Source organism: Sphingomonas sp. NFR04 (genome assembly GCF_900114095.1).
Lineage (GTDB): Bacteria > Pseudomonadota > Alphaproteobacteria > Sphingomonadales > Sphingomonadaceae > Sphingomonas.
Genome location: NZ_FORV01000001.1, coordinates 701,467 through 717,152, shown reverse-complemented (window position 1 = coordinate 717,152; position 15,686 = coordinate 701,467). Strand labels below are relative to the sequence as shown.

The window sequence follows — 15,686 nt, the reverse complement described above, 5'->3', positions numbered from 1 at the left end:
CACGCGACGCCGGTAGTTGGGGTCCAGGGATTAACGGAACATCGATGCGGCCGAGAAAGACGATGCGCCGCTGGCGCCCCCGGCTGCCGTCTTCGCGGCGCTGCCGATCACCCCGTCGCCGTTGAGATCGACCGAGAACAGCTTTTCGGCGGCGCCGACGCTGTTCTTGTCGAAGCTCTCCTCGCCGTACCAATGTCCATTGGCATCGAGGATCCAGGCATAGCGCATGTCCGAGAACGGGCTGGTGTCGAGCACGCGGGTACGGCCCTGGTCGTCGATCGCGATCGCCGCCAGGCCCCAGTCGCCGCGCTGCTGCAGCACATCGCCCCAGTTGGAACCGTCGCGCGTGATCTGGAGCGGATCGGATCCGTTGATCGAGAAGGACGCCTTGCCGGTGGCCTGGTCGACGAACAGCGTCGCGCCGCCATGCTGGTCCACCGGGCGGAGCGCCGAGGTGCCGATCACCCCGTCGCCGTTGAGATCGGAGCCGAAGATCGTCTCCGCCTTGGGCAGATCGGTGCCGGCGAACACGTCCTCGCCGACCCAGTGCGCGGTCTTGTCGAGGATCCAGGCCCAATGCTGCGAGTTCGGCCCCATGTCGTTGGCGTTGCCGTCGAGCACGCGCAGCCGGCCCTGGTCGTCGCGACCGACGGCGAACAGCCTGGAGCCGCGATCGAGCTTCACTGCTTCGTCGGGTCCGCCGCGGGTGATGGGGAAGCGGGTGCCGTCTTCCAGCTGGATCAGCGCATTGCCGGTCGCCGGATCGACGAGCAGACGCAGCTCGCCATTCCTGGCTACCAGCTGGGCCTGCGGTGCCGGGATCACTCCGTCGCCGTTCAGGTCCTTCTGGAACAGTGCCTCGCCGTCCTGGAAGTTGCGAGGCGTGTAGACCGTCTCGCCGATCCAGTTGCCCTTGGCATCCAGCTTCCACCCATAGCTGGTGCCGGCGCCCGACATCGCATCGAGCACGCGGATGTTGCCGTCCTGGTCGCGGCCGATCGCCGACAGGCTCCAGCCGTTGCGGGCAAGCGCGGTCGCCTTGCCGTCGGCGTCGCGGAAGATGGCCGACATGCGGCCGTCCCCGTCCTGCACATAAGCGAGGCCGCTGCCCGTATCGAGGATCAGCTTCAGGCTGCCATTCTGCGCCACGGTCTGCAGCGCGCCGCGCACGACGATGCCGTCGCCGTTGATGTCGGTGCCGTACATCGGCTCCAGTGTCTGCCACTGGTTCTTGTACAGCGCCGCGCCGCCGCCGCCGATGTGCAGCGAGGCATCGAGCTTGAACGGATAATAGGGCTCGCCGCCATTGACCGACGCCAGCAGCATCAGCGACCCGTCCGTGTCACGGCCGATGCCGGCCAGCTTGGTGTGATCGTCGAGCGTCAGCGACTGGCGCTTGTCGCCGTTCAGCAGCGCGCGTGGCTGGGCGTTGCCGATCGTGATCCAGGCGGTGCCGGTATTGGCCTCGACCGAGAGCTTGAGATCGCCGTTGATCGCCACCGTGGTGAGCGCGAATTCGGGCGGATCGGTCGGCAGGTCGAGCGGCACGCCGTCGGGGCGCTGCGGCAGGTCCTGGTTCTGGAAGTCGACGGTGTGGAGTTCGCCGTCGGCAGTCTTGGTCACCATGTCGCCTGGGCCGACGGTGAGCCTGGTGCCGTCGGAGAAGACCACCGTGGTCGCCTTGTCGCCCGGGTTGAAGGCGGTGTAGCTCTTCACGCCCTTCTTGTTGAAGGCCACCGCGAAGCTGCTGTTCGAGGTGATCGACAGGTCCGGGGTGCCCAGCTGCACCAGCGTCTCGATCCACTGCAGCGTGTAGACGCGCGATTCCTCGCCCGCGCCGCTCTGGTATTGCGGGTTGGCGAGATAGTCGGCGAGGGCGGCTTCGGGATCGGCAAGAGCGAGCGCCATCTGCGACCCGTTCATCCACTCGCTCGCACGCCCGTCCTTCTGGAGCGCGTGCATCTCGGCGATTTCTTCGAGCAGTTCCTTCGGATAACCCGCCATGAACAGCGAGCCGGCGTTGATCGGCGTGTACTGGATGCCGATGATGTGGGCGGGATCGCCGTCGAAGAAGTTGGTGAAGGCTGCGCCGTCGGCACCGACGATGCCCATGATCGAGCGATCCACGCCGTCCGGGAACACGGCGTTGTCGACGTCCTGCCAATATTGCTGGAAGGCGGTCGCCTCGGTGGTGTGGAGATAGGTGCCGAGATCGGCCAGGTTCTGCTGGCCGGTCACCGCACCCCAGCGGGCGACGGCGCTCGCGAATTCCAGCGCTTCCGAGGCCGATTCCTGGTTCTGCCCGTTGCCGGTGCCCGATGCCCAGCTGTGACCGGCATAGGGATCGAAGTTGCGCAGGAAGCCATAAGTCAGGTCGTTGCGATCGTCGTTCGCCGCGTCCTTGATCAGCTCGTTGACCATCGCGCCCCACTTGCTCTGCTGCGCCCATTGCGGGTCGAGCTGGGCGATCGTCGCGGCGGCGTTGATCAGATAGCCATAGTGGAAATGATGGTCGTTGAGCTTGTCGTCGGAATCGTACGAAGCCGGATAGCCGATCAGCGTCGCCCATTCCTTGTCGTAGACGAACTGGAACTTGTCGCCGTCATCGGCAGTGAACCAGCGCTCCAGCTGCTTCTCGATCGCGCCGACGAACACGTCCTTGGCCTGGCCATAGCCGACCATCTGGGCGAGCATCGCCAGATCGCCGAACTTGGCGTTCTGGCGCGAGCCCCAATAGGTGTCGCCCTCCAGCGGGTTGCCCTGCGCGGTGAGGAACGCCTTGAGCTCGCCGTGCAGCATGTCGACGATCTGCTGCCGCTGTTCGGCGGTGCCGACGAAGGGCAGGATGGGGAGGATCGGCTGGACGTTCATCGTCGTGGTGAACGTGTTGCCGTCCTTCAGCACCTTGATTTCGCCGCGCGGCGAGGCGTAGCTGATGTTGCTCAGCGGCGCGTCCGAGTTGATGTATTGGTGCCGGTACAGCGCCATCATCGGGTTTTCGGACAGGCCGGGGTCCTGCTCCATCATCTGCGTGGTCGCAGTGAAGGTGGTGGTGAGCTTGCCGGTGGTCTGGTCGACGGTGAACGACGACTTGGTGTCGGTCACGAAGGCATAGGCGTGCGCGCGGAAGTCCATCAGCGTGCTGACCGATGCATCCGGCAGCACCGCGACCGAATAATAGTCCTTGCCGTCGAGGTTCGAGGTCAGGCCCTTGTCGGTGAACTTCCAGGTCGCGCCGCTCGGGCCGAAGATGCCGTAGTTCTTGCCGTTGATCGTCACGCCGACGACGCCGTCCTGCGCGTACCAGACGCGGCCCGGACCCTCATAGCCCGGCACGCTCAGGCCCGGCTGGATATGGGTGGTGTCGTAGCTCGGCGCGCCTGCCGGCGCCGCAGTGAGGCCCGACGGGTCGCTGCCCGCCTTGGCACCGCCCTGCAGGTACAGCACGCCGCCGTCGATTGCCTTGCCGGTCGCGTCGGTCAGGTTGCTGAAGGGCAGCTTCACATAGCTCGCCACGTCGTTGGTGCGGACCGAGACATCGCCGTCGCCATTGGCGCGCCACAGCTCGACCTTCACCGAGCCATTGTGCATGTCCTTCATCGCGCCGGTAGCGCTGAGCAGCTTGGCGCCGCTATAATCCTGATCGCCGACACCGGCGTCGGTGCCGAACCAGTCATAGGTCTCGACGCGGTCGACCTTGCCGTCGCCGTCGAAATCATAGGAAAGGCGGAACTGGATGCCGTCGGCGACGTGCGATCCGGCATCGACCGGGAAATTGAACGCGAGCGCGCCGCCGTTGAAGCTGCCGTTCAGGCCGGTGGCGGTGTAGCTCAGCGGATTGTTGGGAACGTCGCGGGTCGGGCCGGTCTGCTGGCTGAAGTCGATCTCGACATCGGCGCTGCTCGAGCGCGTGACATAGACGAACGGCAGGCCTTCGCCCATCGTCGCGCGCATCTGGCCGTCCCAGTCGGCGGTCGCCGTCCAGTCGGATGCGGCGGCAAGCTTGGTGCCGCTGGCGTTCATGCCGACCAGACCGAGCGTGATGTCGGCATGGAAGTCGTAGTTATAGCCGGTTTCAGAGACGCGCGGCGTATCCGAATAGCCGATGTTCAGGCCATGCGCCTGGGTCTGGAAGCCGAACGGATCCGCCTGCATCACGCTCGAGAAATTGCCGTACTGGGCATAGGCCAGCGTGGTGAAGATCGAGTTGCTGGGCGGTGCGCCGACATAGTCGTCGGTCAGACGCGGCTTTACCGGATCGCCAGCGTTGTTGGTCGGCCCCTTCGAGCCATCGGGAAATTCGGTCCCGATCGAACCGGCCCCCACCGAAATAACGGTACCCATATGCGCGTTTACTCCCTTGACGATACTGTGCTGAGGCCTGGCGGCGCAGCATGCGCGGGTGGGAATCCCCGGTTCTTCCCGTGCGTCGCACGGTACAGTCCCCCCCGAGCCTGCTGCCGACCTTCAGCGCCACTCATTTCGGACTCGTGACATTTGTCACGCTGGATGGTTACGATTGAAATCTGGGCGGGTGCTTGCCTCGCTGGCCCAGCACTTTTCGGTTCCGCGATCGGGTCTCAGGCGAGGAAGCGCTCCAGATGCGCGAGGAACGGCTGCGGCTACTGGACGTGCGGCGCGTGACCGGCGGCGATATGAACGGCGCTATGGCGTGCAGTCAGGTCGCCGAACCCACGGCCGGCAGCACCAGCGTGAAGATCGCGCCGGGGCCGTCGGCGCGGTCGCGCACCTCCAGCCGACCATTATGCGCCTCGGCGATCGAGCGGCAGATGGTCAGGCCGATCCCCAGCCCGTCGGGCTTGGTGGTGCGGAAGGACTGGAAGGGGGCGGCCACGAAGTCGGCGGACAGGCCAGGGCCGCTATCGGCCACTTCGGCCAACACAAGGCCGTCGCGGGTGCGCAGCGTCAGGTCGATGCGGCGCTTCCCGTGCGGGGAGGCCTCCATCGCCTGGATTGCGTTGACCATCAGGTTGGCGAGCAGTTGCTGCAGCTGGATCCGGTCGCCGCACACTTCGGGCACGTTCGCATCGCGGCTCAGCGTGACCTGGACGCCGCGTTCGGTGAGTTCCTGGCGAAGCAGCAGCCGCGTCTCGGCGAGAATGTCGGTGAGCGACAGCGGCACCATCGGCATCTCCCGATTGGCGGCGAGCGCGCGGATGCGCTGGATGATCTTGCCCACCCGCAGCGCGTTCTGGCCGATCTGCCCGGTGATCTTGCCGAGCTTCTCCAACGCCGGCTCGGGTGCCCGGGCCAGCCGCTCGGCGGCGGCGGCATGCATGGCGATGGCGGTGACCGGCTGGCTGATCTCGTGCACGATCGAAGCCGAGAGCTGGCCGAGCAGCGCGATGCGCGAGGCATGCGACGCCTGCTGGCGCATCCGCTCGATCTCCACGCGTGCCTTGACCTGCTCGCTGATGTCAATCTGCGCGACCAGCACCTCGGCGCTGGCGGGATCGGGGTTCGAGACGCGGCAGAACAGCGTGTCGAACGGCGTGCCGTCGAGCCGAAACATGCGGACTTCGGCCTGGAACACCATTTCGCAATCGTACGAGCCTTCGATCGAACGGCGCAGCACCTCGCATCCCGGCTGGATCAGCCCGGTGAGCGAACGGCCGATCAGCTCGTCGGCCGAGCGCGCGCCATAGAGGCGCACCGCGGCGTCGTTGACCGAGGTGAAGCGGAGATTGCCGGCGAGCTGGTCGACGAAACCGGGATGCGCATCGATATAGGCGCGGATGTCGGTGACGCCTTCGGCCCGCAGCCGGCTGAACATCGCCCGCGTATCGGGCGCGGCAAGTTCGGAGAGCGCGAGCGTAGGCACGTCCAGCAGCATCTTGCGTCGCGTGCTTGCTTCGTCCCGCTGCCGGGTGGCCTGTACGCGATCGGTGATGTCGGTGAAGCCGACCAGCAGCGTGCCGGTGCCGACCGTCCCGGGCAGGAAGGATACGGTGAACAGCACGTCAAATTCGCGGCCGTCGCGGGCGCGCATGCGGGTTTCGGCGACGTGGCGCGGCTTTCCGCCGATCGCGGAGAGCACGCTTTCGGTGAAGTCGCCGGTGCTCGCCTTGGGCCAATATCGGTCGAGCGGCGTGGTGATCAGGTCGCGCTTGGTGCCGGGGCCGAACATCTCGATCGAGCGATCGTTGATGTCCACGATCCGCGTCGACCGCATCATGGCCCGGACGATCGCCGGGTTGGCGCGGAGATGCGCGGCGACATCGGTAATGCCCTGCTCGCGCAGCTGGCGCAGCAACACGCCGACACCGCTGAAATCGAGCTCCCAAAAAGAGGCGGCGACCGCGCCGAACAGGTTGCGATAGCGATATTCGCTTGCCGCCAGGGCGACCTCGGCGGGGTGGGCCGTGTCCACTGGATCGGAGACTTCCATCCATTCGTCGTCCGCCCCGGTGCAGCTGGCGAGCCGGACGCGGACGGTGGTGGCCGTGCCATCGCGGCGGCGGCGCTCGACGCATCCCTGCCATATGCCGCGGCTCCGCAGTTCCTCGGCGGCGCTGTCGGGATAGGCGCCGAGCAGCTCGGCCAGGGGGCGGCCCAGCGCCTCCTGGGGCTGCCAGCCATAGAGGGCGGTGGCGGCGAGGTTCCAGCTGGTGATCGCTGCCCCGGCGGCGGTGGAGATCATGCTCTCGCTTGATAGATCCAGCAATTGCGCTGGCACTCGCTGCACGTATGTTCCCCGACCCTCGCGCTACCGGGCGCAGCGCGGATGCCGCCCTGCTATCACCAGGGCGGCGCGAGGTATATGGGGTTGCTCAGCCCGCATGATGGCGGTGGATGGCGGAGACCACCGCCGCGCCTTTGCCGACGCCGGAAGCGCCGCGCTCGATCGATCACGCCTTCCAGCACGACGAAGAAGTCCGGCCCGCGATCGCCGCGACCGAAGAGCAGGGTGTCGGACGCCGGCCATTCCTCGGCGCCATCCGCCGCGATCCGTGCGATCAGCGGCGGCTCGGGGCGCAGCGGCGTGTCGGCGCCCGACACGGCTCAGCCGAACACATAGTGATCGATGTCGATCGACACGACTAGCGGTTCGGGCACGCGCTGGCCGTCGGGCTGGCGCGGGTAGATGCGGCGGCGGGTGGGCAGGCGGATGCCGTCGACTTCGGTATAGTCGGTCAGATAATGGGCGCCGGGCGTACCGCCGGCGATCTCGACGTCATAGTCGTGGCGGGCGATCAGTCCCTCGTCGGTGACGTAGAGCGTCTGCACGCTGCTGTGGCTGACGATGCTCGGCGGCAGCGTTACCCGCAGGCGGCGCCAATGGTTGCCGTCTTCCTCCCAGTCGGCCAGCTGCTCGGTCTCCACGCCCTCCCAGGCGAGCAGGAACGGCATGTTGAAATAGGTCCACATCGCGCAGCCGGCGAAATAGGCGAGCTGCGGCGGGGTCCAGGGCGTCTCCAGCATGTGGCCGGCGAAGCTGTCGCGTGGCTGGTCGAGTGCCGCGATCTCCGTGCCATCGGCATCGAGCAGCGCGACGCGGCCGGGGCGGTAGTCCGAGCGGGTGGCGAGGGTGCCGAACGGCGCGTGGCCGGCGTGGATCTCGCGCAGGCTGACGGCGACGCTGGTGTCGTCGAGCACGCCGCCCTGGCCCTTGAGCGGCCAGAGCACGCCGCCCTGGATCAGATGCGCGGTGAGGCTGTCGTGGCGCTTCCAGCGCTCCAGACCGCCATGGGCGTCGATGATTTCTGCGGCGAGCTTGTGCATGGTGTCGGTCCCTTCCGGTTTCCCCGAAGCTTAGGGGCGGGGGACCGCGGCGCCATCATACGCCGGTAGGAGCGGCGGCGCGCGGGGCGGGGGGATCGTCGAACGGCATCGCCTGGGCGCGGCGCGGGCTGCGCGGCTGGGGACTGTCGAGCAGGATGCGTACCGCCCAGGGGCGGCCGGCATTGCGGGCATAGTTCACGCGCATCTTCGGTCTCCTGAAGTCTTGCAGCCATAAACAGCGCGCCGGGCGATCGCGCCATTCTACGCATGGCGTGGCGCCGGCATACGTGCGTTTAGGGTAGCGCGAACGGCGGCGCGGCCGGCGATCCAGAAGCGCGCGGCGTCGCGGGGGCGGGCTGCTGTCGAGCCTTCATTTGGAGGGTGTCGGGCGGCGGGGGCAGGGGGGCAATGCCGCCCGACCTCTTCGATGTACCGTACCGCACCCGGCGACATCAGTATACGGAAGTATCCGCTAACGCATCCTGGGGTGAGCCGATCCTATCCCTCCATGCGGGGGAAGCACCGCCTCGACGCAGCCGAGCAATTCCATCGGATCGAACGGCTTGGCGAGGACGCAAGCGACGCCGATGGCTTCGGCGCTGCGCCGCACCGAGTCCGTCGCATAGGCGGAGATCAGGATGATCGGCGTGGTCACCGCCTCCGCGCGGAGCTGGCGCGAGAGCTCGATGCCGGTCATCCCCGGCATCTGGATGTCGCTGACGATGCACTGGCACTTCTCGGCCACGGCCGCGCGCAGGAAATCGCTGGCGCAGCCAAAGGCGCGCGTCCGCAGGCCGCTGCTCTCGAACAGGTCGGCCAACGCCTCGCGCACGCCGGCATCGTCATCGATAATGGAGACGAGGGGGGCGTCATTCACGCGCAAGACCTTCTTGCCGATAATTCACCCGATCACCTCTCGATCCTTCCCGCCGCTGCACAAGTCATACTCGGGTATGCGGAGGAGAGTTCCTGCGCGTCAAAGCAAATGTCCGCGTTCCAGCCGCCTCCCTAGACGGAGGTATGGCCGGCCGCGGCAGCGGGGCACCTACTCCGGTATAGGATGGCCGCGGCCATGGCTGTGCCAACGTCCCTCTGGGCAACCGCCCGAACCACGAGCAGGAGCCCTATGACCGCGAACGGGACCAGAGCGGCGCTGCGGACTGCCGCCGTCGCCTTGGCGGCGATGGTGTTCTGGGGAGACTCGATCACCGAGATCGATGCGTCGATCGCGATCCTGTACCTCCTCGTGCCGATGCTGGTCTCGGTGGAGGGCCGAGAGGGCGAGATCCGGCTGGCAACCGGTGGCTGCATGGCCCTGGCGTTGCTCTCCTGGATCCTCGTCCATGGCGGCGCGCCGGATACGGGCAATGTCTTGCGGGTGCTGTTCGCCTGTGTCGCGATCGGCGTCACCGGCGCGTTGCTCGTCAACCACCAGCGGCTGGTGAAGGTGCGCGAGGCGCTGGAGACCAGCCGGCGCGAAATGGAGCATTTCGCCGATTCGGTCCCGCAGATCCTGTGGCGATCGACCCCCGACGGCCGGATCGACTTCTTCAACCGCGCCTATGGCGACCTCACCGGCCGGTCGATTCCCGAAGCGATCGCCACGCAGGACTGGACGCCGGACCTTCACCCCGAGGAGGCGGCCGCGTTCCTGGCACATACCCAGGCGTGTTTCGAAGCCGGGGCGGACATCCGCACCATCTATCGCCTGCGGCACGCCAACGGCCAGTATCGCTGGATGCTGATCTCCGCTCGGCCGATGCGGGACGCGGACGGCCGGGTGCTGGCTTATTATGGCAACAACACCGACGTGCATGACCAGGTGACGATGCAGCAGCAGGTGCACGAGCTGAACGCGACGCTGGAGCATCTCGTCGCCGAGCGCACCGCCGCACTGACCAAGGAGCAGGTGCGCAATTCCAGCCTGTTCGAACTGAGCAGCATCAGCTTCGCCGAGATGGACTTCGGTGCGACCCTGCCGATCCTGGAGGATCTGCGTCGTGCCGGCGTGCGCGACCTGCGCGCCTATTTCGCCGACCACCCGGACGAACTGGCGCATTGTCTGGGCCTGGCCCGCACCACCCGGGTGAACACCGCGCTGGCCAGGCTGATGGGCTATGCCGACCTCGCCGAACTGGCGGCGAAGCCGCCTGGGGAGAATGCGGAGGACGGGCCGGACGTGCAGCTCCAGCAGCTCGAAATGATCTTTGCGGGCGAGACCACGCTGAACGGCCATACCGTGCTGATCGGCAAGGGCGGATTGCGCATCCCGGTCTATTTCTCCGTCAGCGCGCTCGGCGACGGGCTGCATCTGTCGAGCCTGGTCGACCTCACCGAGCGCGAGCGGATCGAGGAATTGCGCCGCGGCGCCCAGGCCGAGCTGGCGCGGGCCAACCGCATCGCCGCGCTCGGCGCCTATTCGGCCTCGATCGCGCACGAGCTCAACCAGCCGGTCGCCTCGCTGCTGATGGACGCGCGCACCGGCTTGCGAACACTGCAGGGAGGCACCCCGAACCCCGAGCTCGCCGCGCGCGTGCTGGAGCGGATCAACCAGGCGGCGCAGCGCATTGCCGCGATCATCACGCGCGCTCGGGACACCATCGTCTCCGGCGATCGGCCCGCCGAGCTGGTGGACCTTTGCGCGCTTGCGGCGGAGCTGCGCGACCTGCTGGATCGGCAGTTGCGCGCGGTGCGCGCGACGCTCGAGGTGACATGCGCGGCGGGTACTCCCCCGGTGCTGGCGGACCGCGTCAACCTGCAGCAGGTGCTCGTCAATCTGGTGAGCAACGCCGCCGATGCGCTGCGCGACATCGGCGGCGCGCGCCGCATCCTGGTGTCGGTCCAGGCCGTCGCAGAGGGCGTGGAGGTGCGCGTGGAGGATACCGGGCCGGGTATTGCCGAGGCGCATCGCGACAAGCTGTTCCAGCCTTTCTTCACCACCAAGGCAGGCGGGATCGGCATGGGGCTGCAGATCTGCCGCTCGATCGTCGACGGCATGGGGGGGCGGCTGGAGGCGGGCAATCGCCCCGAGGGCGGTGCGTGGTTCCGCTTCGTCCTCGCTGCGGCGGACGAGGATTCCCCAGTCAGCGCAGGTTGAGCGCGCGGACCTTCTGGATCATGTCGACGACGGTGGTCGCCTTGAGCTTCCGGAAGGCGCTGCTGCGGTGCATCTTCACGGTGATCTCGGCGATGCCCAGCTCATGGGCGATCTGCTTGTTGAGCAGGCCGCGATCGACGGCCTTGAGCACGTCCAGCTCGCGCGGAGTCAGCCGCTCGGCAAGCTTGCGGAGTTCGGCGGTGCCGGCGTCCGCGGCGCGCTGTTCGGCATCCTGTCGCAGTGCCTCGCTCACCGCGTCGAGCAGTTCCTGGTCGCGGAACGGCTTGGGCAGGAAGTTGATCGCACCCAGCTTCATCGCGCGCACCGACATCGGCACATCGGCATGGCCGGTGATGAAGATGATGGGAACGCGCAGACCCTGGTCGTTCATCCGGCGCTGCAGGTCGAGGCCGCTCTCCTCGGGCATCCGCACGTCGAGCACGAGGCAGCTCGGCACCTCGCGGCGCGGCGCATCGAGAAAGGCACGCGTGGAGGGGAAAGCCTCGGCCTGGAGCCCGACCGAGCCGAACAGGTCGACCAGCGCCTCGCGGACCATCGCATCGTCGTCGACGACGAAGATCTGGCTCTCCGCCAGTGCAGGTTCGGCGCGGCCTTCTCGCAATGCCAGCATTCCCATTCTCCTGCTGGAGCGAACCGGAGCGGCGCGGTGCAGCAACGGACCGTAACATATCGCAGCCATCGCCATTCGTAAAATCCCTGGGGCCCCTACCGGGGTATGGGGTCCGGGATCTATTCGGCGCGCAGCTTGCCCACCTCCTTCGGCGCGATCTTCGACGGCATCGTGCCAAAGCGCGCGGTCACGTAATTGGCGACGGCCGCGATCTCGGTATCGCTATAGCTGTGCGCGAAGCCGGGCATATAGGGGCGGCCGGCGGTCTGCGGGACGGTGCCCTGCAGCACCATCAGCGCCACGTTCGCCGCGGTGGGATCGCCGACCGCCTTCTTGGCGGTGAGCTGGGCATCGGCGACGAGCGCGCCCTTGCCGCTCCAGGCATGGCAACTGACGCAGGCCTGTTCGAAGACGCGCTTGCCGATCGGATTGTCGGTCGGCCCCTGTGCGTGCGACGCGGCGGCGAACGCGGCAGGGGCACCCAGGCGCGCGCTGTGGATCGGCGGGATTGTCTGGAGGTAGGTTGCGATGGCGGCGATGTCGCCCTTGGTCAGCTTCGAGAAGCTGAGGTCGACCGCCTCGCGCATCGGGCCCGAGGCGACGCCGCGACCATTCGCATGGCCGGTCGAAAGATAGGCCTCGATCTCGGGCTTGCTCCAAGCACCGATGCCGGTCGTGCGGTCGCCGGTGATGTTGTAGGCGTTCCAGCCCTCGGCCGCGCCGCCAGCGAACTTCTGGCGGGTATTCATCGCCTGCGCCAACGTGCGCGGGGTGTGGCATTCGCCGCAATGCGCCGGGCCTTCGACCAGATAGGCGCCGCGATTCCATTCCGGGCTGCGCTCGGCGATCGCCTCGAAGCGCTTGTCCTTGTTGAAGAAATAGCCCCAGAACCCCATCAGCCAGCGCTGGTTGTAGGGGAAGGTGAAGCTGTTGGGCAGATTGGCCTGCCGCACCGGCTGGAGCGAGAATAGATAGGCCTTGATCGCCAGCACGTCCCCGTCCGGCATCAGCGAATAGGAGGCATAGGGGAAGGCCGGGTAGAGCCGCGTGCCATCCGCCGAAATGCCCTGGTGCACCGCGCGGAGGAACTGCGCGTCGGTCCAGTTGCCGATGCCGGTGGCTTTGTCGGGCGTGATGTTGGGCGTGTAGAGCGTGCCGAAGGGCAGCTTGAAGGGCCGCCCGCCCGCGAACGGCGTGCCGCCCTTGGCGGTGTGGCAGGCGCGGCAGTCGGCTGCGTCGGTGAGGTAGCGGCCCTTCTCGATCAGGCTGGCATTGGCGAGCTCGGCCGGCACGCCGACGGGCGAGGGGGCCTTATAGTCGGCCAGTGCGACCCTGGTGCCGCCCGCAAAGTCGAGCGGGCCGGGGAGGAACAGCATGCGGCCGGCGATGCCGCCGCCGCCGATCACCACGACAGCGCCCACCAGCAGGGCGATGGTGCGGGTGCGGATCGCCATGTCAGGCCTTTCGTGCGATGAGATTGGGGTCGATCGGCATGCGGGTCAGCTGCATGCCGGTCGCGGCATAGACCGCGTTGGCCACTGCGGGCTGGACGCTCACCGTGCCGGGCTCGCCGATGCCGCCCGGCGCCTCGCCGCTGGGGACCAGATGGACCTCGATCTGCGGCATCTCGTCGATCCGCAGCACGCGATAGTCGTGGAAATTGCTCTGCTGCACGCGGCCCTTTTCCAGCGTGATCTGCTGGTGGAGCACGGCCGACAGGCCGAACACATGCCCGCCCTGGATCTGCGCGACCACCCCGTCCGGGTTGACGGTGACGCCGCAATCGACCGCGGTGACCAGGCGCTGCACCCGCACCGTGCCGTCGTCCGCCACCGCGACTTCCGCGATGGTCGCGAGATAGCTGCCGAACGCAAATTGCAGGCAGATGCCGCGCCCCGAGCGCGCCGGCAACGGCGTGCCCCAGCCGGCCTTTTCGGCAGCAAGGTCGAGCACATGGCGTGCCCGGCCCTTCGGGTCGGTGAGGCTGCGCCGATAGTCGAGCGGGTCCTTGCCCGCCTTGTTCGCGAGCAGGTCGACAAAGCATTCGGTCGAGAAGACGTTGTTGTTCGGCCCCACGCCCCGCCAGAAGCAGGTCTCGATGCCGACGGGCTCGTGGCGGACATAGCGGGTCGCCGGGTTGGGCAACGCATAGGGCGTTTCCACCGCACCGTCGATCGCGTCCGGATCGATGCCCCCGGTAAAGGCGGGCGGCAGGAAACGCGCGATCACGGCCGGGCCGACGACCTTGTGCTCCCAGGCGACCAGCTTGCCCTGATCGAGCTTCGCGCGCAGCCAGCTGCCGTAGATCGAGCGGTATCTCGCCTTCTGGATGTCTTCCTCGCGGGTCCAGACGACCTTTACCGGCCCGTCCACCTTTTGCGCCACGCGCACGGCCTTTTCGACCATGTCCACTTCGAGCCGCCGGCCGAACCCGCCGCCGATCAGATGGTTGTTCAGCGTCACCGCTTCGGGGGGCAGGCCAAGCACCTTGGCAGCGATGCCCTGTGCCATGGTGCTCACCTGGGTTCCGACCCACAGCTCGCACGCGCCGGGCTTCACATGCACGGTGCAGTTCATCGGCTCCATCGGGGCATGCGCGAGCGCGGGGATCTCGTAGTAGGCGGAGACCACGCCTTCGGCGTTCGGATCGACGACGGCGCCCTTCGTCACCGCAATCCCCGGCTGGGCAGCGGCGGCCTGCAGGCCTTGCCACAGCGTTTCGGTGGAGACGGCAGCGTTGGCGCCGTCGTTCCAGGTGATGGCGAGAGCATCGAGGCCCTGCTTGGCCGCCCACATATGGTCGCCGACCACCGCGACGATATCGTCCAGCACGATGATCTGGCGCACGCCCGGGAGCGCCTTGGCCTGGCTATCGTCGACATGCGCGACCTTGCCGCCCAGCACCGGGCTGGCGCAGAGCGTGGCGAACTTCACGCCTTCGGGCATCGCGTCGATGCCGTATTGCAGGCTGCCGTCCACCTTGTGCGCGGTATCCAGCCGGCGATGTGGCTTGCCGACCAGGCGGAAAGCCTTGGGGTCCTTCAGCATCGGCTCGGCGGGCGGCTTCAGACGGGCTGCGGCACCGGCGACCGCGCCATAGCCGATCGAGCGGCTGCTGGCCGCATGGTGGACTTGGCCACTCTCGGTGGTGCAGGTCGCCGGATCGACGTTCCAGCGCGCAGCCGCGGCCTGCACCAGCATCGCACGCGCAGCGGCGCCCGCCTTGCGCATCGGCACAAAATAGGCGCGCACCGAGGTGGAGCCGCCGGTCATCTGGACCTTGAAGAGCGGGTTGCCATAGAGCGCGTCGCTGGGCGGCGCCTCGGCCAGCGTCACCGTGGCGAGGTCGGCGTCCAGCTCCTCCGCGATCAGCATGGCGAGCGTGGTGTAGATGCCCTGGCCCATTTCGACCTGGGGCATGATCAGCGTCGTCGCGCCATCGGTGCCGATGCGGATGAAGGCGTCTGGCGCGAAGGCGGCTGCGTGCGCGCTGTCGCCCGCGACGGCGAGCTGGCCGCCGGCCAGGCCCACCGCAAGGACGAAGCCGCCCGCGGCGATCCCGTGCAGCAGCTGGCGGCGGGTGGGCGCGGCGGCGTTCATGCGTGGTGCTCCGCCGCGGCCTTCTTGATGCCCTCGCGGATGCGGACATAGGTGCCGCAGCGGCAGATATTCCCCGCCATCGCCGCGTCGATGTCTGCGTCGGTGGGGGCTGGGGTGGCGGCGATCAGCGCCGCGGCGGACATGATCTGGCCGGACTGGCAATAGCCGCACTGGATCACGTCGAGGTCGAGCCATGCCTTCTGTACGGCGGCACCGGCCGGGGTTGCGCCCACGCCTTCGACGGTCGTGATCTTGCGCGCGCCGACCAGGCCTACCGGCAGCTGGCATGAGCGGACGGGCTGGCCATCGAGATGGACGGTGCACGCGCCGCACTGGGCGATGCCGCAGCCGAACTTGGTGCCGGTCATGCCCAGCACGTCGCGCAGCACCCACAGGAGCGGCACGTCCGCCGTGACTTCGGCGCGGTGCGCCTCGCCGTTGATCGATAGCTCGAGCATGCGCCCCTCTGAAAAGCTGCTTTGGTACGGTACCGAAGCTACCCCTGCTCGCTGCCGCGCGCAGCCATACGGCCGTATGCCCCCGATTGGCCGACCGTACGGTTTCGCAGCTGGCGGAAAGGCGCGATCCTGAAGCTCCACAAACCCGCAGCCGCAG

11 protein-coding genes are annotated in these 15,686 nt (G+C 67.6%); 1 reads left to right on the top strand and 10 read right to left on the bottom strand.

What is annotated here, in order from left to right; translation table 11 throughout:
* Positions 1-30: 30 nt before the first annotated feature.
* The 6 genes from BM009_RS03185 to BM009_RS03165 form a co-directional block, all read right to left on the bottom strand.
* A complete protein-coding gene (locus BM009_RS03185; protein WP_093293725.1) occupies positions 31-4,344 on the bottom strand; it encodes a glycosyl hydrolase in 4,314 nt (1,437 codons plus the stop codon).
* 334 nt (positions 4,345-4,678) lie between these two features.
* Positions 4,679-6,697, bottom strand: a complete 2,019-nt coding sequence (locus tag BM009_RS03180) for an ATP-binding protein (protein WP_302847352.1) — start codon at positions 6,695-6,697, stop codon at positions 4,679-4,681.
* A 62-nt stretch (positions 6,698-6,759) separates the two neighbouring features.
* Complete coding sequence (locus BM009_RS03175) at positions 6,760-7,020, bottom strand: hypothetical protein (RefSeq protein ID WP_093293718.1); 261 nt, start codon at positions 7,018-7,020, stop codon at positions 6,760-6,762.
* Positions 7,021-7,023: 3 nt separating this feature from the next.
* A complete protein-coding gene (locus tag BM009_RS03170; protein WP_093293715.1) occupies positions 7,024-7,743 on the bottom strand; it encodes a hypothetical protein in 720 nt (239 codons plus the stop codon).
* Positions 7,744-7,798: 55 nt separating this feature from the next.
* On the bottom strand, positions 7,799-7,948 hold the full coding sequence (locus BM009_RS22480) for a hypothetical protein (RefSeq protein WP_175487874.1): 150 nt from the start codon (positions 7,946-7,948) through the stop codon (positions 7,799-7,801).
* A 267-nt stretch (positions 7,949-8,215) separates the two neighbouring features.
* On the bottom strand, positions 8,216-8,620 hold the full coding sequence (locus tag BM009_RS03165; protein WP_175487873.1) for a response regulator transcription factor: 405 nt from the start codon (positions 8,618-8,620) through the stop codon (positions 8,216-8,218).
* 249 nt (positions 8,621-8,869) lie between these two features.
* Between BM009_RS03165 and BM009_RS03160 the strand changes: the two genes are divergently transcribed.
* Positions 8,870-10,840: an ATP-binding protein gene (locus BM009_RS03160; RefSeq protein ID WP_175487872.1), complete on the top strand. Its 1,971-nt coding sequence runs from the start codon at positions 8,870-8,872 to the stop codon at positions 10,838-10,840.
* Here the strand turns inward: BM009_RS03160 and BM009_RS03155 are convergent.
* From BM009_RS03155 to BM009_RS03140, 4 genes are all read right to left on the bottom strand, one after another.
* A complete protein-coding gene (locus BM009_RS03155; RefSeq protein WP_093293707.1) occupies positions 10,827-11,471 on the bottom strand; it encodes a response regulator transcription factor in 645 nt (214 codons plus the stop codon). The two genes, BM009_RS03160 and BM009_RS03155, sit on opposite strands and share 14 nt — an antisense overlap.
* 119 nt (positions 11,472-11,590) lie before the next feature.
* The gene (locus BM009_RS03150) at positions 11,591-12,925 is read right to left on the bottom strand and encodes a c-type cytochrome (protein ID WP_093293704.1); all 1,335 of its coding nucleotides are present in this window, start codon (positions 12,923-12,925) and stop codon (positions 11,591-11,593) included.
* Between the two features lies 1 nt (position 12,926).
* Entirely contained in the window at positions 12,927-15,071 is a 2,145-nt protein-coding gene (locus BM009_RS03145; RefSeq protein ID WP_093293701.1) for a xanthine dehydrogenase family protein molybdopterin-binding subunit, read from the bottom strand.
* Complete coding sequence (locus tag BM009_RS03140; RefSeq protein ID WP_093293698.1) at positions 15,068-15,529, bottom strand: (2Fe-2S)-binding protein; 462 nt, start codon at positions 15,527-15,529, stop codon at positions 15,068-15,070. The genes BM009_RS03145 and BM009_RS03140 overlap by 4 nt, the downstream gene beginning before the upstream one ends.
* Positions 15,530-15,686: the final 157 nt, after the last annotated feature.

What these genes read in the sequence shown, in the direction of transcription:
- BM009_RS03155 (WP_093293707.1), bottom strand. Translation starts at nt 11,471, where the DNA reads ATGCTGGCATTGCGAGAAGGCCGCGCCGAACCTGCACTGGCGGAGAGC.
- BM009_RS03185 (WP_093293725.1), bottom strand. Translation starts at nt 4,344, where the DNA reads ATGGGTACCGTTATTTCGGTGGGGGCCGGTTCGATCGGGACCGAATTT.
- BM009_RS03170 (WP_093293715.1), bottom strand. Translation starts at nt 7,743, where the DNA reads ATGCACAAGCTCGCCGCAGAAATCATCGACGCCCATGGCGGTCTGGAG.
- BM009_RS22480 (WP_175487874.1), bottom strand. Translation starts at nt 7,948, where the DNA reads ATGCGCGTGAACTATGCCCGCAATGCCGGCCGCCCCTGGGCGGTACGC.
- BM009_RS03145 (WP_093293701.1), bottom strand. Translation starts at nt 15,071, where the DNA reads ATGAACGCCGCCGCGCCCACCCGCCGCCAGCTGCTGCACGGGATCGCC.
- BM009_RS03160 (WP_175487872.1), top strand. Translation starts at nt 8,870, where the DNA reads ATGACCGCGAACGGGACCAGAGCGGCGCTGCGGACTGCCGCCGTCGCC.
- BM009_RS03140 (WP_093293698.1), bottom strand. Translation starts at nt 15,529, where the DNA reads ATGCTCGAGCTATCGATCAACGGCGAGGCGCACCGCGCCGAAGTCACG.
- BM009_RS03150 (WP_093293704.1), bottom strand. Translation starts at nt 12,925, where the DNA reads ATGGCGATCCGCACCCGCACCATCGCCCTGCTGGTGGGCGCTGTCGTG.